Raw genomic sequence first — 17,109 nt, 5'->3', positions numbered from 1 at the left:
TTGGCGTTTGATCCTGATCTTGCTTGAGCAATACGGCGCAAACCCGTCGTAGCGCGGTCGCGGCTTGCGCCGCTCCTACCCTGGGCAGCCCAGGGGAACCGAACCGGATCCGCTCAGCGCATATACGGCGCTTGCGTGCTCTCCACTTGCTTGCGCTGGATCTGCTCGATCTTGGCGCGTTCCTCTTCCGCGGTCAGACGGTGCTTAGGCGCGATGTTCGGTTCGATCAGGCGCATCCAGCTGCGGGTAATCTGTTTGCTCTCTTCTTCGCAACGCAAGGCGCGCGCTTCCGGCAGGCGGCCGGTGGTGACGATGCGCAGGTACTTGCCGGGGTTGTTGCCGTAGATCATGCACTGCAGATTGAAGTAGCGCTGCGCCCCGACCGAGTGCTCGTCGGCATAGGTGGCCATGTCGTGCTGGCCATCGTCGGTGGCGATGAAGAAGGTCGCGGCAAGCTGCAGTTTCTGGGCGATGTCGCTGGAGGACTCGTCGGCACTGACCAGGGACAGCATCAGGGTGGTGGCCAACTGGTCGACGGCGTCTTCCTCGCGACCGGTCGACGGCAGGTCGAGCATGTCGATCAGGGCGTGGCCGGTCTCGTGCAGCATCAGGAAACGCAGATTCGCCAACAGGTAGTCGAGTTGGTCGCGCGTGGCGCCGCCGTTGGCCTGGACGAAGGCCGCGCCCTGGCGCACCAGCAGATCGATCATCTCGTAGCACAGGACGACGTCGCCCTTGTCCTTGGCGTAGAAGGCGTTGACCGTGCCGCATTCGGCGGCGATGAAGTTGATGGGTCGCGGCAGGGTCAGCCAGCCATCGAGTTGATTGACCTCGGGCAAGTGCCGGAGCAGGTCGATCTCGCGCGCCATCTCGTAGGTCGGCAGCAGTTGGCCGCTGCGCGGAACCACGTACTGGTAAGTGAAATGGGTGCCGTCGGCCTTTTCTTCCGGCACCACGGCGGCGACTTCGGTCGCGGCCGCTTCCGGCGGCTTGACCGCTTCGATCGGCTTGATCGCGGCGGCGACGGGTTTGGCGGCGGCGACCAACGCCGCGGCGGCCTGCTTCTGCGACCATACGCTATAGCCCCAGATCGAGCAGACCGCGATCAGGGCGGTCGCCAGCAGGCCGATGATGATCTTCTGTACCATGTTTGTGGCTCTTGGCTGGAATGCTGCAAGGCCGAAGGGATCGGCCCACTTCCGAGCGCACAAGACGCGGTGACGATTGGATTCCCCCAACGGCCGTGATTCCAATCGGTGCCTGCAGCGTCCTTGCCCCGTCAAAGGCGGATGGTACTCCGATGTTTATGTGACTGCATCCGCTTTTTTGACAGTAGATTTCCTTGCCGATGCACCGTCGATATTGCGTTATGCGCCGCCGGCCGCGCCGCGCCAGGCCTGCGAGCGAGCGTCGGCGAGCACGACACGCCCCACTCGGAACGGACGCCATGACCGATTTAAATTCCACTGACGCCCCGCTCGACGGCGGCCCCTTCGCCGGCTTCGACCTCGGCGCCTTCGACGAACCCGCCCGCCGCGCCATCCTCGAAGCCTCGCAGGATTTCCGCGACGTCCTCGCAGGCCGTAAACCGAGCTTCGCCCGAACCGACGTGGACGCGCCGCTGCCGGCCGACGGCGGCAGCCACGGCTATGTCGGCCGCGGTTACCGGCTGTGGGTCTGCCGCAGCTTGTCGAGCTTCGGCGGCGTCGACGGTTATGTGTACGGTCCGGTGCTGAGCTTCGATCAGGACATCGCCCCCGGCAACGAACGCTCGCTCGCCGCGACCCGGTTCTATACCGCCGCGCAGCTGCACGCGCTGTTGGCGCAGGCATGACGACGTTCGCTCGCTACCTTTGGCTTCTGATCGCCGCGATCGCCCTGCCGGCGTGGGTGCATTGGCCCTACGTGGTCGGCGAGATCGATCTGGCTTCGGTCGAGATCATGACGTCGACCCGCTTTCTGTTCGAACTCGCGCTGTCGACGAGTTTCGGCTTCGTGCTGCTGGTGCTGCCGTGGTCGCTGTGGTTGCGGCGGCGGCAACGGCGCCGCGGCGTCTTGCCGCGCGACGCCTGGATCGCGACGACGGCGATGGCCTCGGCGACCCTGCTCGGCCTGCACTCGAACATGACCATGTACGCGCCGTTCTACGGCAACACCTGGGCGTTGTGGGAACCGACCTTCGAGTTGTTCCTGCCGCACGCCCTGTCGGTGCTGGCGATCCTCGCGTTGACCATCGCGCTGGAGGCGATCAGCGCGCAACGTTCGTTGCGTGCCGGCATGTCGGCCTCGGCGTCTTCCGGCCGGTCCTGAGCCCTATTCCACTGAGCCGCATTCGACCGAGCCGCGCTCGGCGGCGGCGTTGCTCTTCAGCAGTCGTCGTTCTCGTGGGCGAGGCGTTCGAGCTGATCGTCCAGCTTCTCGCGCTCGGCCTTCGACAAGGCCGCCTCGTGCAGTTCGACCGGCAGCAGGCGTTCGCCGTCGGGGCTGATCCAGCGCCCCTTGAGGGCGCCGCCGCGGCCGTTGAGCATCATCGCGCCGGTGACGCCGGTGACGCGGCCGTTCTCGACCAGGGCCAGGTGACCGGCCTCGTCGCGAGTGGCCTGGACGCTGAGCCACTGCGACACGCCGTCGTAGCGGTACATCCCAGTAAGCAAGCGCTGGCCGCCGCCGCAACCGCTCTCCTGGTCGACCAGGTACAAGGTCGCCGCGCGCTTGCCGACGTGGCCTGTGTAGCGGGTCGCAATCGACTCCCCGGCGCAGGCCAGGCCGGTCCAAGACAGCAATGCGAGGGCGAGGCCGTAGCGATGCGAAGCCGGCAGCGGCGTCCTTGTCGTGGCGAACATGATCGTTTCATCCGTAAGCGAAGCGGCGCTGCCGCGGCGGCGGCGAGCATGCCACAAGCGCCGCGGCTGCGCCGTACACTGCGGGCATGGCCACCTTGCCCGCCGCCGATATCACCATGGAAGCCGCCGCCGAAGCCGCTGCCGTCGCCGGCCAGATCCGCGATGCCTTCGCCGACTACCACGCGCGCTTCGCCGCGATCACCCGCCGCGCCAAGGGCCGCTTCGAGCGCAGCGACTGGAACGGCGAGCGCGACGACGCGATCGAACGCATCGAGCTCTACGACCTGTGCATCGCCGAGGCCAGCGACTCGCTCGAACGCCGGCTCGGCGAACGCGCCCGCGACCGCACGCTGTGGTCGGCGGTGCATGCGGCCTATGCCGAAACGATCGCGCCGCTGCTCGACTGCGAGCTCTATAAGACCTTCTTCAACACCCTGACCCGGCGTTTCTTCAAGACCCGCGGCGTCGACCCGGCGATGGAGTTCGTCGCCCTCGACATCGAGCCGACCGACGCCATCACCCATCCGGTCGCGCGCCACAGCTATGCGGTGTCGGAGGATCGCCTGGTCGAAACCTTCATGCGGGTGCTGGGCGACTACCCGTTCGCGGTGCCCTACGCGCACCGCACGCGCTGCGCCGCCGGCATCGCGGTGCGGCTGCAGGAGGATTTGCAGCATTGGGGCCCGCATCCGGTACGCGCGGTCGAGCTGCTCGACACGGTGTTCTATCGCGAGCGCCGCGCCTATCTGGTCGGGCGCGTGTTCGGCGAGCGCTCGTTCTCGCCGTGCGTGATCGTGCTGGTCAACGAAGGCGGCGCGCTCAAGGTCGACGCGGTGCTGACCTTGCGCAGCGAAGTCGTGCAGTTGTTCAGCTACTCGCGCAGCTATTTCCATGCCGACCTCGGCACGGTCGGCGATGCGGTGGTGTTCCTGCGCACCTTGCTGCCGGGCAAGCCGATCGACGAGCTGTACACCGTGCTCGGCCGCGCCAAGCAGGGCAAGACCGAGCGCTACCGCACCTTCTTCCGCCAGTTCGCGGCGCAGCCCGGCGAACGCCTGATCCGCGCCGAGGGCGAACGCGGCATGGTCATGGCGGTGTTCACCCTGCCCAGCTATCCGCTGGTGTTCAAGATCATCCGCGACCGCTTCGCCTACCCGAAGGAGGTGGCGCGCGAGGAAGTCGAGGCCAAGTACTCGCTGGTGTTCCGCCACGACCGCGTCGGCCGCCTGGTCGATGCGCAGCCGTTCCGGTTCCTGCGTTTCCCGCGCGCGCGCTTCGCCCCGGACCTGCTCGACGAGTTATTGAGCACCTGCGCCAGCAGCATCAGCCCGGACGGCGACGACCTGGTGCTGCACCTGTGTTACGTCGAGCGCCGCCTGCGCCCGCTCAACCTGTATGTGCGCGAGCAGACCGCCGAGGCGGCGCGCGCGGCAGTGATCGACTACGGCCAGGCGATCCGCGACCTGGCCTTGAGCAACATCTTCCCGGGCGACCTGCTGCTGAAGAACTTCGGCGTGTCGCGGCATGGCCGCGCCGTGTTCTACGACTACGACGAGTTGTGCCTGGTCACCGACTGCCGCTTCCGCAGCGTGCCGGAACCGCGCAACCACGAAGAAGAGATGGAGTCAGGCGCGTGGTTCTATGCCGCCGGCAACGATGTGTTCCCGGCCCAGTTCCCGCAGTTCCTCGGCCTGTCGCCGGCGCTGCTCGGCGCGTTGATGCACGCGCATGCCGACATCTTCCGGGTCGAGTGGTGGCAGCAGGTGCAGGACGGTCTGATCAGCGGGCGTCACAACGACGTGGCGCCGTACCCGCAGCAGCGGCGCTTGCCGTAGCTGGAAGTTCCCCCCTTTGGAAAAGAGGGCTGGGGGATTTGCTTTTGCCGTGCTTCTCAACCCATCGCGCCGAGAAACAAATCCCCCGCGCCGAAACCTGTTTCGGACTTCGTGCTCGTGTAGGGCGCGGGCCCCCGTTGCAAAGGGGGCCAGGCGAGAGCAGCGTGGGGAGTTCGCCTGTCGACCTCACGCACAACCATGCGCATCGCCGCAGGCGTCCTGGCGGGTCAGGCGCTCGGGGGTGCGGGCGAACCAGGCGCGCCAGCCCTTGGCGGGGGCGGTCGCCGAGCGCTTGGCGACGACCTGCTGGCTGCGCTCGACCACGGCGGCAGCGGCGGTCTCGACGAGGTCGTCGTCGGCATCGCGCGGATCGACGAAATGGCCGTGCAGGAACATCAGGTTCTTGTAGATATTCATGGCTCGTCTCCCTGCGGCGCCGGCCCGGTATGGACTGGCTTATTGAGTGATTCGCAAGGTACGCTCGCCGGATACGGCAAAAAAGCGCGCCGTTTGCAAGCCAGACTTGAAAGGGATTCAAGATGAATCGACCGCCGCTGCATGCGCTGCTGGGCTTCGCGACCGCCGCGCGCACGGGCAACCTGACCCGCGCCGCCGATTCGATGAACCTGACGGTCAGCGCCCTCAGCCATCAGATCCGCACCCTGGAGGAGCGCCTCGGCCGGCGCTTGTTCGAACGCGGGCCGCGCGGGGTGCGGCTGACCGCCGACGGCGAGCGGTTGTTGTCGGTGGTCGCGCCGCATCTGGATGCGCTCGACCATGCCCTGCGCCCTTACAGCCCGCGCCGCGACGAGGTCCTGACCCTGAGCCTGATGGCCTCGATGGCCTCGGCCTGGCTGGTGCCGCGGCTCGGCAGCTTCGTCGCCCGCTGCCCGCAGCTCGAACTCAATCTGTTCTCGTCAGCGGCGGTGGTCGATTTCGATCGCGAACCGGGTATCGACGCGGCCATGCGCGGCGGCTACGGGCGCTGGCCGGGGCTGGTCACCGAGCATCTGTTCAACGAGACCCTGATCCCGGTCGCCAGCCCGGCCCTGATCGAGCGCATGGGCGGCGAGTTGCCGGCACAGGAAGACCTGCATCGCTGGCCCTTGCTCGGCGACCTGTCGCCGTACTGGAAGGACTGGTTCGAGCGTTACGGCGGCAAGATGCCGAACCGCTATGTCGCCCATTTCGACGATTCCGAAACCATGCACCGCGCCGCGGTCGAAGGCCTCGGCGTCGCCCTGGGCCGCATGGCGCGCACCCGCCTGCTGATCCAGAACGGCCAGTTGGTACCGTTGAGCCAATGCCGGTTGCAGATCGATTGGGGCCATTACCTGGTGTACCCGCAGCGCTCGATCGATCACGCCGGGCTCGGCTCGTTCCGCACTTGGTTGCACGAGCAGGCGACGGCCTATGTCGCCGAGATGGAAGCCGATCACATCGCCCGCCACGGACGCACCGCCAAAACCGCCAACGGCCCCGCCGCCAGCCCCGCGAGCGGCCCGGCCGGCGACAGTGCCAAGGCCGTCCGCAAGCGCCGTTGAGCACATCCCCTGCGCAGGTCGCTTGCGGTAGGCTGACGCCCCCTGTCCGATGCCACCGGAGTCCGTTGCATGGAACGTAACCGTACTGCCCGATTGCTGTTGCTCGCCGCGCTGCTGCCCGGCCTGGCCGTGGTCGCGCACGCGCAGAAGCCGGCCGCCAAGGCCAAGGCCGCCGACAGCGCAGCCAAGAGCGCCGAACCGGCCGCCAACGCCGCACTCAAGAAGGTCATCGCCGGCAGCTGGCGCGACCCCAAGAACGTCGCCCGCGACGTCTACCGTCATCCGCTGGAAACGCTGCAGTTCTTCGGTGTGCGTCCGGACCAGACCGTCATCGAGATCACCCCGGGCGGCGGCTGGTACGCGGAAATCCTCGCGCCGTATCTGTCCGAGCGTGGCCGCTACGTCGCCGCCGTGGTCGACCCCGACACGCAGTCCGAGGACGGCGCACGCAAGTACTACGCCAAGTCCAAGACCAACCTCGAGACCAAGTTCGCCGGCGCGCCGGCGCAGTTCGACAAGGCCGTGCTCGCCGCCTACGACAGCTACAAGCCGGCGTTCGGCCCGGCCGCCTCGGCCGATGTCGTGCTGACCTTCCGCAACGTCCACAACTGGCGTTCGGCCGACCAGGCCGAGGGCATGTTCAAGGGCTTCTTCGACGTGCTCAAGCCGGGCGGCACCCTCGGCGTGGTCGAGCATCGCGCCAAGACCGACGTGCCGGCCAACGACAAGAGCGGTTACGTCGGTCAGGCGCAGGTGATCGCGATGGCCGAAGCGGCCGGCTTCAAGCTCGAGGCCAAGAGCGAGGTCAACGCCAACCCGCGCGACACCAAGGACTACCCGAACGGCGTGTGGACCCTGCCGCCCTCGAACGATCACGCCGCCGCCGACGCGGCCAAGTACAAGGCGATCGGCGAAAGCGACCGCATGACCCTGCGCTTCCGCAAGCCGCGCTGAGTCCACGGACCCTGAGCGCTACCTCGCGAGGCGGCCCGCGCCGCCTCGCGTTCTGTCCGGCCCCGCCCGCGTGCTGATCGCCTTCAACAAACCCTATGGCGTGCTGTGTCAGTTCACCGACCGCAGCCTGCCGCCGCGGCCGACCCTGGCCGGCTTCGGCCTGCCGCCGGACGTGTACGCGGCCGGTCGCCTGGACCACGACAGCGAAGGCCTGTTGCTGCTGACCGACGACGGCGGCCTGGCCCATCGCCTCACCGACCCGCGCCACAAACAGCCCAAGACCTATTGGGTGCAGGTCGAGGGCGATCCGCAGGACGAGGCCTTGCGCGCCTTGCGCGACGGCGTCGAACTCAACGACGGCCGCACCCTGCCGGCACAGGTCGAACGCCTCGACGCGCCGGCGCTGTGGCCGCGCGACCCGCCGGTGCGTTTCCGCAAGACCGTGCCCGATGCCTGGCTGGCGATCACCATCCACGAAGGACGCAACCGTCAGGTGCGGCGCATGACCGCCGCGGTCGGGTTGCCGACCCTGCGCCTGGTGCGCGTGGCGATCGGGCCGTATCGGCTCGACGGGCTGATGCCGGGGCAATGGAGCCCGCGCTGAGGGCGGCTCAGCCCCGGCAGTGCCGCGCGGCCTCGAGGAAGTCGCGCACTTCCACGCCCTTGCAGAAATAGCCGGGCAAGACGCAGTCCAGATACGGCCGCGCGTAGCGGCGCGATTCGGCCTTGCCCGACAGCAGCGCCGGTGCGCGCGCGCCGGTTTCGGCGACGCAGCGCGCGTGCTTGTCGCGCACGTAGTCCTCGCAGGCGGCCGGGCTCAGGCCGAACGTCTTCTGCGCCTGCGGACAGAAGCTCAAGGCGGTCTCGCGCCACAGGGCGAAGAACTCGGCCTTGGGAATCGGCCGCTGTTCGATCGTCGCGATGCTGTAGTCCGGCGCGGCCGGTTCGGCGAACCACTGCAGATAGGCGAACACGCCTGCGGCGGCCAGGGCGATCGCGATCAGAACCCGTTGCATCCCCATCCCGATAATAAGTAGTGCGGCAGTAGCGCGGCGGGGGATTGTCCCGCGCGCTGCGCTCTCAGGGTAGGAGCGGCACGAGCCGCGACCGCGACATCCGTTCTACGACGCTGATGCGGGTTCGCGATCGCGGCATACGCCGCTCCTACCCCTTGGGTACGCTCGCTCGCCGCGCCGATCTGCGACCGCCGTCGCAAGCATGCGGCCAATCGCGAAGCCGCATGAGATATCGACCCGATTTGATCCCGGGTCGGTCGTGGCGGCGCGGCGGCGCGCCCTCTAGCGTGCCGTGACGGGCGCGTGCCAGGACCGGCCGATGCGCCACCAGCCAAGTTCTCTCTGGGGGAGACTAGCCATGACACGACTGCGTTCGATTTCGTTCGGCTTCGGCGCGATGCTGTGCGCGTCCGCCGCTTATCTGTCGTATCCCGCGCCCGCCGACAGCGCGGTCGGCCGGGTCGCAGCGGCCGAGGAGCCGGGGTTCGAACAGACCCCGCCGGTGCTCGAAGACAGCTTCATCACCCCGGTCGACGACCACCCCGACGGCAACGCCTTGCTGGAATTCACCTACGTCAAAGGCCAGGACCTGCCGGCCGAGATTCCGTTCAACGTCGGCGACAAGCCAGTCACGCTGCAGCGCGACGCGCAAAACCCGCAGCTGTACCGGGCCATGATCCCGTTCGACTTCGACGGCTTGATCAAGGAACAGGAACTGCGCCAGGCGCTGGCCACCGAAGAGAAGGCGACGGTGCCGAGCTTCGACGGCCGCGAGCATCTCGGCGACAGCCCGATCGCCTTCCTGGCGCCGGACAAGTTGCGCGAGCAGGTCGCCGCGCGCGCGCGCATCCGCATTCCCGGCGGCGTGCTGCTCGGCCCGCCGCTGATCGTGCGCCCCGAGCGCTCGCTGCTGGTCACCCACCCGGCCGTGGTCGAAGACCCGACCCGCACCTTCGACGCCTGCACCAACGCCGGCAACCCGAACGGCGCCTGGACCTTCAACCGGCTCATGACCAACATGGCCAACCAACCGCTGACCGGCGTGGACCCGTCCGACTTCGTCGAGAACTGGATCCGCACCTGGAACACCTCGACCACGGTCAACAGCTTCGTGGTGCCGGCGCGTACCTCGGTCAATTCGCAGGTGCTCGCCAGCTGGCCGCGCCTGAGCAACGGCAAGCTCGACCTGGCCCGTTCGCCGATGCGCCTGCTGGCGATCGTCAACCGCGTCGACCTGCGCGGCAAGGCCGGCTACGGCGGCGGCAACGCCGGCGAGGGACGCTTCGTGTTCGGGGTGATCCGCCGCAACACCACCGGCAGCTGCACCGTGCACCGCTTCACCGTGATCCTCGAATACGGCGTGCCGATCAACGGCTGCCCGGCGGTGCGCAGCTTCGCCCAGCAGTGGGGCGCGTTGGGCTCCATGAGCCTGGGCTCGTCGCTGTACAACTCGTCGCTGCAGGCGATCACCGACCAGTTCACCGGCGCCAACGCCGCGCCGCGCAAGCCCAACGGCAGCGCGATCAACCAGATCCGCACCAACGAGTTCCTGCAGAGCCCCTGGGAACTGCGCGAGTTCAACATCGTGCGCGCCACCGCTCAGCTCGGCATCGTGCCCGCCAAGCAGACCCCGAACCACGTCTTCAACAACGCCGGCACCCTGCTCGCCAGCTACGTCAACGCCAACCAGGCGCAAGTGCTGGTCGAACAGCACTCGGTGCCGCTGAGCTACCTGGGCACGCCGTTCCTGACCGGTTCGGTGCGCAACCCGAGCCCGCAGGTCGCCTGGACCCATCCCGGCATCGTCAACAACAACGCCCGCAACAAGCTCTCGCTCAACACCTGCGATGCCTGCCACGGCCGCGAAACCCTGACCACCAGCTTCCTGCACGTGGGCCCGCGCTCGTCCGGCGCACAGGCGACGCTGTCGCGGTTCCTGATCGGCAACGGCACCCTGGCCAGCCCGACCACCTTCAACATGGCCGACCCGGTGGTCGGCTCGACCGTCCGCAACTACGGCGACCTGGTCCGCCGCCAGGCCGATCTGGCGACCTTGCAGAGCAATGCCTGTTTGTCCGGCGGCGTGTTCCAGCAGGCCCAGTTCCAGCCGATATTGGCCACCCACTGAGCGATGCCCGAGCCGTAACGAAACAGGCGCCGCAAGGCGCCTGTTTCTTATCGACCCTGTTTCTTATCGACGGAGCATGAAAGCCCGCGCAGCCGCGCGGCTCATTTGTTGTCCGGCGGCGCCACCGGCACCGAGTTCGCGCCCGGCCGCGACAGCAGCACCACCCCGCCCAGCACCACCGCGGTGCCGACCAGCTGGATCGCGGTAATCGTCTCACCGAGCACCCAGGCGCCGAGGAACACCAGCGACACCGGCCCGATCACCGAGAACTGCGCGGCGGTGCCGGCGCCGAGCCGGGCCACCGCGGCCATGGTGAAGGTCACCGGCAGGAAGGTGCAGAACACTGCGTTCGCCGTCGCCAGGCCGTAGACCTGCCACGGCAGGCCGAGCAGGCCGCCCGGGTCGCGTGCAATCAGGTAATGGATCAGGGTCGCCGCGGTCGACACCACCATCGCGTAGGCGACCAGTTGCAGCGAGCCCATGCGCTTGACCAGCTCGCCCGACATGGCGAGGTACAAGGCATAGCTGACCGCCGCCCCCAGCACGAGCGCGCTGCCGAACAGCACGTGCTCGCCCTGCACGCGCAGGTTCTCGACCATCACCAGGACCACGCCGGCATAGCTGACCGCCAGCGCGATCCACTCCTTGGCGGCGACCTTGCGCCGGTACGCGAACAGGCCGATCAGCAGGACGATGGTCGGGTTGAGGAACAGGATCAGCCGCTCCAGCGACACCGGCACGTACTCCAGGCCCCAGAAGTCGAGCAGGCTGGACAGGTAATAGCCGAGTACGCCGAGCACCAGGATCAGGCCGAGGTCGCGGCGCGAGGGCAAGGCCTGGCGTTGCCGCGCGCGCCGTGTCTCGCGGATACCCAGCAGCACGAACAAGGGCAGCGACAGGGCCATGCGCAGGGTCAGCACGTCGAGCGAATCGACGCCGTAGCGGTATTGCAGCTTGGCCAGGATCGCCTTGGCCGAGAACAGCACCGCGCCGCTCGCGGCGAGGGCGATGCCGAGGCGTCGGGCGTGGTTCGGAGCGGCGACGGAGACGGCGGAAGGTGCAGCGGTCATGGCGGTCCGGACATCGGCAGATCGGTGGAGGTGGGCGGCATCGAACCGCGGCGCGGCGACGCGCGGCTCAGCGCGGCGACGATCATCGCAGAGCGCTCAGGCCTCGGCACTGGCCGCGTCGAGCGCGGCGATCTCGTCGGCCGACAGGGACAGCCGCGTCGCCGCGAGCAGCTCGTGCAACTGCGCCACGCTGGTCGCGCTGGCGATCGGCGCGGTGATCGAGGGCCGCGCGATCAGCCAGGCCAGGGCCACCTGGGCCGGCGTCGCGCGCTGGCCGGCGGCGACCTCGTCGAGCGCGGCGAGGATGCGCAGGCCGCGCCCATCCAGATAACGGGCGACCGCGCCGCCGCGCGCGCGGCTCTTGTCGAGGTCGTCGCGACTGCGGTACTTGCCGGTCAGGAAGCCGCTGGCGAGGGCGTAGTAATTGATGACGCCGAGCCCGCGCTCGCGCACCAGCGGCTCCAGCTCGGCTTCGTACACGGCGCGGTCGTAGAGGTTGTAGTGCGGCTGCAGGGTTTCGTAGCGCGGCAGGCCGTGGCGTTCGGCGACGTCCAGAGCTTCGGCCAGGCGCGCGGCCGAGTAGTTGGAGGCGCCGATGGCGCCGACCTTGCCCTGCTCGATCAGGCGCGCGAACGCACCCAGCGTGTCTTCGAGCGGGACCTTCGGGTCGTCCTCGTGGGCCTGGTAGAGGTCGATGCGGTCGGTGCGCAGGCGACGCAGCGAGTCTTCGACCGCGGCCAGGATGTTGGCCGGCGCCAGGCCGGGCCGCTGCGCCCATTTGGCGACCTTGGTGGCGATGACGATGCGTTCGCGACGGCCGCCGCCCTGGGCCAGCCAACGGCCGATCAGGGTTTCCGACTCGCCGCCGGTGTTGCCGGGCACCCAGGCCGAGTAGGCGTCGGCGGTGTCGACCAGGCCGAAGCCGGCCTCGGTGAACGCGTCCAGCAGGGCAAAGGTGGTCGCCTCGTCCGCGCTCCAGCCGAACACGTTGCCGCCGAAGGCGAGCGGCGCCGCCGACAGGGATGAACGGCCGAGCGGTCGCAGGCTCATTGCGGATTCCTTAATCGAGAAGCGTCCATGATGCGCCGCCGCATTCGGTCGTGGCATCACCGAATCTGCAACGCCGCGTTGCCGAGCGCGGCGAGTTGTCGCAGGAGCCGTGAACTGTTCAGCTTTTTGACTTTTCAGCGCGCCTTTAGGTGAAGGTTTCTGTTAACTTTCGACCGTTTCCTCGCGGTTCACTTATGCGAATTCAGCGTGAAAAGTCCGCCTTAGGGGATTCCAGGGACGTATGAGCACTGCCGCGACATCCACGGGCCGGATTCTCGTCGTCGACGATCAGGCCGCGAACCTGCGCGTCGTCACCGCCCTGCTCTCGCGCCAGGGGTACGAGGTCGTATCCGCCTCGACCGGCGACGAGGCCCTGCGCCTGTACGCCGAGTCACCACCGGACCTGATCCTGCTCGACGTGATGATGCCGGGCATGGACGGCTTCGAAGTCATGGCCGCGTTACGCGCCGACTCGCCGCTGCGCGTGCCGGTGGTGTTCGTGACCGCCGCCCACGACCGCGACCTGTTGCTGCGCGCTTTCGATGCCGGCGTGGTCGACTACGTCACCAAACCCTTCCTGCCCGAAGAGCTGCTGGCGCGGGTCAACGCCCACGTCGGCCTGAAGCTGACCCGCGACCGCCTCGAACGCGTCGCCCGCGAGCGCGAGGAACTGGTCAACCTGGTCGCCCACGACCTCAAGAACCCGCTGACCAGCGTGCTGTTCGCCAGCGACCTGCTGCTGCACAACGGTTGCAAGCCCGAGCGCGTGCCGCGCTACCTGCAGATGATCCACGAGAGCGCCGACGACGCACTGGGTTATATCCGCCATTACCTGGAAAGCCAGGCCGGCACGCGCGAGCACGGCGCGATGCAGGGCCGCGCCGACCTCAGCGAGACCCTGGGCTGGCTGGTCCGCCGCTACGAGATGCAACTCGACGCGCGCGGCATCCGCGTCGAGATCGCGCCGCCCCCGCACGGCACCGCGCAGGTGGCGATGGACCCGCGCGTGTTGCGCCAGGTCAGCGAGAACCTGGTCACCAACGCGATGAAATACGCCCCGAACAGCGACCTGCTGCTGGCCGCGCGCAACAGCGCCCCCGGCTTCTGGCAGTTGATCGTCGCCGACCGCGGCCCCGGCATCCCGGTGGCGCGCCAGCGCGAACTGTTCAAGCCCTTCGTGCGTCTACACGACGACGACGTCGACGACGGCCTGTCGAGCGGCCTGGGCCTGTCGTTGGCGAAACAGATCGTCGTCAACGCCGGCGGCCAGCTCTGGTACGAGGAACGCAAGAACGGCGGCTCGCGCTTCATCATCGAGTTGCCGGAAGCGGCGCCGGAGTAGGCGGCTCGTTGAGCAACGGCGGACTCGCAGAGACCGCATTGCTGTCGCCGCTGATCGAGGCCTCGAACTATCGCAGGGTAGGAGCGACGCAAGTCGCGACCGCGTCGTTTCGGTCTTGCGGCGTGTCGCTCAAGCAAGATCCAGATCCAGATCAAACGCCAAGAGCTTCCGCCACTAAAGCGGCGGGTTACTTTCTTTTGTCATAAGCAACAAAAGAAAGGTAACCAAAGAAGTGGCTTCTCTTTGAATCACAGGCCCGCACGAGCGGTGCATGCGCGGTGATTTTTCATACGGGACATCCCTGTCCCGATGAAAAACGACGCGCATCCCTGCGCGCCGCCCTCCGGGTCTTCGATTGCCTTCGCTAGTGCGAATGGACGCACAGCAACGGCAACGGCAACGGCAACGGCAACGGCAATGCTGCTTCGGGGTAGGAGCGGCGTCCTACTGGATTTCCTTCGGCCATAAGCCGCGACAAGGGACTCGCAGAAACCGCACTGCTGTCGCCGCCAATCGAGGCTTCGAACTATCGCAGGGTAGGAGCGACGCAAGTCGCGACCGCGTTGTGCCGTTCTCGCGGCGCGGCGCAGCGCGACGCTCAAGCAAGATCCACATCCAGATCAAACGCTAAGAGCTTCCGCCACTAAAGAGGCGGGTTACTTTCTTTTGTCTAAAGCAACAAAAGAAAGGTAACCAAAGAAGTTGCTTTTCTTTGAATCACAGGCCCGCACGATCGATGCCGACGCAGGGCTTTTTCATACGGGACATCCTTGTCCCGATGAAAAACGGCGCGCATCCCTGCGCGCCGCCCTCCGGGTCTTCGGTTGCCTTCGCTAGCTCGAGACGACGCACAGCAACGACAACAGCTAGATCGTTACGCCAACTGCTGTTGCTGTTGCTGTTGCTGTTGCTGTTGCTGTTGCTGTGATGAGCTTGGCGCAGTTTCGATCTAGCGAGATCGTTGGAGACCCAGAGGGCGGCGCACAGGACGTGCGCCCAGCCTTTAAAAAGGAATGACTCGATAGGACAAGGATGTCCTATCGAAAAATCCCGGCGCAGGCTGCGTACTCGCAGGGGAGCTTCGTCAGGGAAAGCCCTTTTCTTTGGTGACTTTTGACCAAAGGGAATCCAGACGGACTTTTGGGGCTTTGGCCAAAAGAAAGTTACCCGCACCCTTTAGGGGGCGGAAGCTCCATGCGTTTGACCTCGCTTCAGCGATGCGCCGCTAGACCATCACATCGCAGTCGCGGCTCGCGCCGCTCCTACCTTTGCTACGGCACGCCGCTTCGATGAATGGTATCGGCACTGCTCTCCTGCGCGTCCCTTGGTCGCGACTTATCACCAAAGGAAGTCCAGTAGGACGCCGCCCTACCCCTCAGGATCCGGGAAGTGACGAGGCGAGACCGAAAGCAAAACCGCATTCGCTACGCCCAAACGAACGAGGCCGACGCTCGCGCGCCGGCCCCGCATATAACGGTCATGAAACCGGCCTGCGCCACTCATGATCCGGCGAGGGCACTCGAGCAACCAATGCCCGATCAACTCTGAGCAGGCTCGCCCGCCCCGCGACTTACTCGCTCGCGCGCTCTTCGCTGGCGGCCTTGCGCGTACCCGACTTGCGGCGCGAGGCGCTGCCGTTGCCGTCGGCGCGGCGCGCATCGATGCGACGGGCGCTGCCCTCGATCGGGTCGCCTTCGGCCTGTTGCTTGGCTTTGCGACGTGCGGCGGCGTACCAGAGCAGGCCGGCGCCGGCCACGGCGGCGACCGCGATCACCGGGTTGCGGCGGATGAAACCGCCGGCGGTGCGCGCACCGGTCTTCAGCGCGCCCAGCTTGACGCCCGTCTCCAGCCACTGGCCGGCCTTGGGCACGTGCTGCTTGATGTTGTCGCCGACCGACGACACCAGTTCCAGCGCGCGGTCCGGCAATGAAGTGAACTTGCTCATCGTGTCGATCCTGTGACGAGAGAAACAGACTCCAGTGTCGACGCGGAACCGTTGAAATTCTGTGAGCGCAGTCGCGCCGGACCGGCTGCCGGCTGAATACGGCGCGGTATCGACAACACTCCGCCGATACACGGTCGCTCATCGCGGTCGACGCATCGGCGCCGCGCGCGACGCCGCTGCGCTCAGGTGCCGCGCGGCTTGGCCCGGTGGGTCGCGGTCGCCGTCCACGGGTCGTCGGGCCAGGGATGCTTGGGATAGCGCCCCTTCATTTCCTTTTTGACCTCGGGGTAGGTGCGCTCCCAGAAACCGCGCAGGTCCTGGGTGACCTGCAACGGCCGCCCGGCCGGCGACAGCAGGTGCAGGGTCAACGGCACGCGGCCTTCGGCGATGCGCGGCGTATCGGCCAGGCCGAACAGCTCTTGCAGTTTCACCGCCAGCACCGGCGCGACAGCGGCGCCGCGGCCGTCGGCGGCATGCTCGTCGTAGGCGTAGTCGATGGCGCGCTCCATCCCCGACGGCACCACCATGCGGGTGGGCGCGAGCGCGTCGAGCCGCTGCCGCCACGACCAGTCCGAGAGCGAGCGCAGGGCTTCGCCGAATGCGCCCTCGTCGAGCGCATCGAGGCGGGTCTTGCCGCGCAGCGCCGGCTTCAGCCAGTCGTCGAGGCCGGCCAGCAAGACCTCGTCGGACAGCTCCGGCAAGGCGTTGTCGCCCTGGGCCAACTCGGGCATCCATTCGCGCAGGCAGCGCACGCGCGCGCGCCACTGGCGCAGGCCGCCGGTCCAGGGCAGCGCGTCGAGGCCGAGCTGGCGCACCGCGTCGACCAGGGCATCGGCATAACGCGAGGGATCGGGTTTGGCGAGCGGGCGGCTGTCGAGCACGATGCGGTCGTAGCGGCGCTCGCGCACCGCCGCGATCGCGCGCGCGGCGGCGTCCCAGACCACCCGGTCCTCGCTGACGAAACGTTGCGGGAACTCGCGCTCCAGGCGCGCCTCGTCGAGCGGCGAGGCGCGCAGAACGCGCGCATCGCGCGGGTCGTCGCGCAGTTCGCTGATCACCAGCCAAGGCTCGCCGTAGACCGCACTGTCGTCGAACAACTTGGCGCTGCGGCCGTTGGCGAGCTGATAGCGGTAGGGGTCGCTCGGGTGCTGGCGGGCGATGCGGTCTGGAAACGCATGCAGCAGCAGGTCGCCGAGCGCGTGTGCGGGCACCTGGGTCGGCGGTGTCGCATCGACGCGCAAGCGCCGGCGCCATTGCTTGGCGGCCTGGTCGAGCGCGGCCAAGGCCGAACGCGAGGCCTCGGCCGGTGCGCGGCCCTGGCGGAACGCGGCCAGCGCCTGCCAGCGTGCGGCCAGCGCGTCGCCGCCGCTGCGCAGCGGGTC

Annotated in this window: 15 protein-coding genes and 1 pseudogene; 8 read left to right on the top strand and 8 right to left on the bottom strand. The window is 67.7% G+C overall.

Annotation, left to right across the window (positions count from 1 at the left end):
* Positions 1-113: 113 nt before the first annotated feature.
* Positions 114-1,148, bottom strand: coding sequence for a DUF4344 domain-containing metallopeptidase (locus tag GLA29479_RS01245; protein ID WP_057919787.1), 1,035 nt, complete (start codon positions 1,146-1,148; stop codon positions 114-116).
* A gap of 299 nt (positions 1,149-1,447) precedes the next feature.
* Between GLA29479_RS01245 and GLA29479_RS01240 the strand changes: the two genes are divergently transcribed.
* Positions 1,448-1,834, top strand: a complete 387-nt coding sequence (locus GLA29479_RS01240; protein WP_057970536.1) for a hypothetical protein — start codon at positions 1,448-1,450, stop codon at positions 1,832-1,834.
* Positions 1,831-2,310: a hypothetical protein gene (locus tag GLA29479_RS01235; RefSeq protein ID WP_057970535.1), complete on the top strand. Its 480-nt coding sequence runs from the start codon at positions 1,831-1,833 to the stop codon at positions 2,308-2,310. Before GLA29479_RS01240 ends, GLA29479_RS01235 begins: the two co-directional genes overlap by 4 nt.
* 56 nt (positions 2,311-2,366) lie before the next feature.
* Here the strand turns inward: GLA29479_RS01235 and GLA29479_RS01230 are convergent, their stop codons facing one another.
* Positions 2,367-2,843: a hypothetical protein gene (locus GLA29479_RS01230; protein WP_057970534.1), complete on the bottom strand. Its 477-nt coding sequence runs from the start codon at positions 2,841-2,843 to the stop codon at positions 2,367-2,369.
* Positions 2,844-2,929: 86 nt separating this feature from the next.
* On the opposite strand from GLA29479_RS01230, the gene aceK reads away from it, so the two are divergent.
* Positions 2,930-4,678: a bifunctional isocitrate dehydrogenase kinase/phosphatase gene (gene aceK, locus GLA29479_RS01225; RefSeq protein ID WP_057970533.1), complete on the top strand. Its 1,749-nt coding sequence runs from the start codon at positions 2,930-2,932 to the stop codon at positions 4,676-4,678.
* Positions 4,679-4,864: 186 nt separating this feature from the next.
* Here the strand turns inward: aceK and GLA29479_RS01220 are convergent, their stop codons facing one another.
* The gene (locus GLA29479_RS01220; RefSeq protein ID WP_057919792.1) at positions 4,865-5,095 is read right to left on the bottom strand and encodes a hypothetical protein; all 231 of its coding nucleotides are present in this window, start codon (positions 5,093-5,095) and stop codon (positions 4,865-4,867) included.
* 122 nt (positions 5,096-5,217) lie between these two features.
* Here GLA29479_RS01220 and GLA29479_RS01215 point away from each other — a divergent pair, with 122 nt between their 5' ends.
* The 3 genes from GLA29479_RS01215 (at position 5,218) to GLA29479_RS01205 (ending at position 7,780) form a co-directional block, all read left to right on the top strand.
* Positions 5,218-6,222, top strand: coding sequence for a LysR substrate-binding domain-containing protein (locus GLA29479_RS01215; RefSeq protein WP_082638187.1), 1,005 nt, complete (start codon positions 5,218-5,220; stop codon positions 6,220-6,222).
* Between the two features lie 69 nt (positions 6,223-6,291).
* The gene (locus GLA29479_RS01210) at positions 6,292-7,176 is read left to right on the top strand and encodes a class I SAM-dependent methyltransferase (RefSeq protein WP_057970532.1); all 885 of its coding nucleotides are present in this window, start codon (positions 6,292-6,294) and stop codon (positions 7,174-7,176) included.
* A gap of 70 nt (positions 7,177-7,246) precedes the next feature.
* Positions 7,247-7,780, top strand: coding sequence for a pseudouridine synthase (locus GLA29479_RS01205; protein ID WP_057919794.1), 534 nt, complete (start codon positions 7,247-7,249; stop codon positions 7,778-7,780).
* Positions 7,781-7,787: 7 nt separating this feature from the next.
* Here GLA29479_RS01205 and GLA29479_RS01200 read toward each other — a convergent pair whose 3' ends face one another.
* Positions 7,788-8,192, bottom strand: coding sequence for a hypothetical protein (locus GLA29479_RS01200; protein ID WP_144436281.1), 405 nt, complete (start codon positions 8,190-8,192; stop codon positions 7,788-7,790).
* Between the two features lie 358 nt (positions 8,193-8,550).
* On the opposite strand from GLA29479_RS01200, the gene GLA29479_RS01195 reads away from it, so the two are divergent.
* Positions 8,551-10,320: a hypothetical protein gene (locus GLA29479_RS01195; protein ID WP_057970530.1), complete on the top strand. Its 1,770-nt coding sequence runs from the start codon at positions 8,551-8,553 to the stop codon at positions 10,318-10,320.
* A gap of 101 nt (positions 10,321-10,421) precedes the next feature.
* On the opposite strand, the gene GLA29479_RS01190 is transcribed toward GLA29479_RS01195, so the two are convergent.
* Together GLA29479_RS01190 and GLA29479_RS01185 are read right to left on the bottom strand one after the other, a co-directional pair.
* Entirely contained in the window at positions 10,422-11,390 is a 969-nt protein-coding gene (locus tag GLA29479_RS01190) for a DMT family transporter (protein ID WP_057919797.1), read from the bottom strand.
* 96 nt (positions 11,391-11,486) lie between these two features.
* The gene (locus GLA29479_RS01185; RefSeq protein ID WP_057970529.1) at positions 11,487-12,440 is read right to left on the bottom strand and encodes an aldo/keto reductase; all 954 of its coding nucleotides are present in this window, start codon (positions 12,438-12,440) and stop codon (positions 11,487-11,489) included.
* A gap of 241 nt (positions 12,441-12,681) precedes the next feature.
* On the opposite strand from GLA29479_RS01185, the gene GLA29479_RS01180 reads away from it, so the two are divergent.
* Positions 12,682-13,782, top strand: a complete 1,101-nt coding sequence (locus GLA29479_RS01180; RefSeq protein WP_031373934.1) for a hybrid sensor histidine kinase/response regulator — start codon at positions 12,682-12,684, stop codon at positions 13,780-13,782.
* Between the two features lie 1,570 nt (positions 13,783-15,352).
* On the opposite strand, the gene GLA29479_RS01175 is transcribed toward GLA29479_RS01180, so the two are convergent.
* Complete coding sequence (locus tag GLA29479_RS01175) at positions 15,353-15,727, bottom strand: hypothetical protein (protein WP_057970528.1); 375 nt, start codon at positions 15,725-15,727, stop codon at positions 15,353-15,355.
* A gap of 182 nt (positions 15,728-15,909) precedes the next feature.
* Positions 15,910-17,109: pseudogene (locus GLA29479_RS01170) on the bottom strand (ATP-dependent helicase C-terminal domain-containing protein); the annotation flags it as partial.

This window comes from Lysobacter antibioticus (genome assembly GCF_001442535.1).
GTDB lineage: Bacteria > Pseudomonadota > Gammaproteobacteria > Xanthomonadales > Xanthomonadaceae > Lysobacter > Lysobacter antibioticus.
Note: the sequence above shows the minus strand (reverse complement) of the source record. Positions and strands in the feature narration are given on the sequence as shown.

What these genes read in the sequence shown, in the direction of transcription:
- GLA29479_RS01245 (WP_057919787.1), bottom strand. Translation starts at nt 1,148, where the DNA reads ATGGTACAGAAGATCATCATCGGCCTGCTGGCGACCGCCCTGATCGCG.
- GLA29479_RS01240 (WP_057970536.1), top strand. Translation starts at nt 1,448, where the DNA reads ATGACCGATTTAAATTCCACTGACGCCCCGCTCGACGGCGGCCCCTTC.
- GLA29479_RS01235 (WP_057970535.1), top strand. Translation starts at nt 1,831, where the DNA reads ATGACGACGTTCGCTCGCTACCTTTGGCTTCTGATCGCCGCGATCGCC.
- GLA29479_RS01230 (WP_057970534.1), bottom strand. Translation starts at nt 2,843, where the DNA reads ATGTTCGCCACGACAAGGACGCCGCTGCCGGCTTCGCATCGCTACGGC.
- aceK (WP_057970533.1), top strand. Translation starts at nt 2,930, where the DNA reads ATGGCCACCTTGCCCGCCGCCGATATCACCATGGAAGCCGCCGCCGAA.
- GLA29479_RS01220 (WP_057919792.1), bottom strand. Translation starts at nt 5,095, where the DNA reads ATGAATATCTACAAGAACCTGATGTTCCTGCACGGCCATTTCGTCGAT.
- GLA29479_RS01215 (WP_082638187.1), top strand. Translation starts at nt 5,218, where the DNA reads ATGAATCGACCGCCGCTGCATGCGCTGCTGGGCTTCGCGACCGCCGCG.
- GLA29479_RS01210 (WP_057970532.1), top strand. Translation starts at nt 6,292, where the DNA reads ATGGAACGTAACCGTACTGCCCGATTGCTGTTGCTCGCCGCGCTGCTG.
- GLA29479_RS01200 (WP_144436281.1), bottom strand. Translation starts at nt 8,192, where the DNA reads ATGCAACGGGTTCTGATCGCGATCGCCCTGGCCGCCGCAGGCGTGTTC.
- GLA29479_RS01195 (WP_057970530.1), top strand. Translation starts at nt 8,551, where the DNA reads ATGACACGACTGCGTTCGATTTCGTTCGGCTTCGGCGCGATGCTGTGC.
- GLA29479_RS01190 (WP_057919797.1), bottom strand. Translation starts at nt 11,390, where the DNA reads ATGACCGCTGCACCTTCCGCCGTCTCCGTCGCCGCTCCGAACCACGCC.
- GLA29479_RS01185 (WP_057970529.1), bottom strand. Translation starts at nt 12,440, where the DNA reads ATGAGCCTGCGACCGCTCGGCCGTTCATCCCTGTCGGCGGCGCCGCTC.
- GLA29479_RS01180 (WP_031373934.1), top strand. Translation starts at nt 12,682, where the DNA reads ATGAGCACTGCCGCGACATCCACGGGCCGGATTCTCGTCGTCGACGAT.
- GLA29479_RS01175 (WP_057970528.1), bottom strand. Translation starts at nt 15,727, where the DNA reads ATGAGCAAGTTCACTTCATTGCCGGACCGCGCGCTGGAACTGGTGTCG.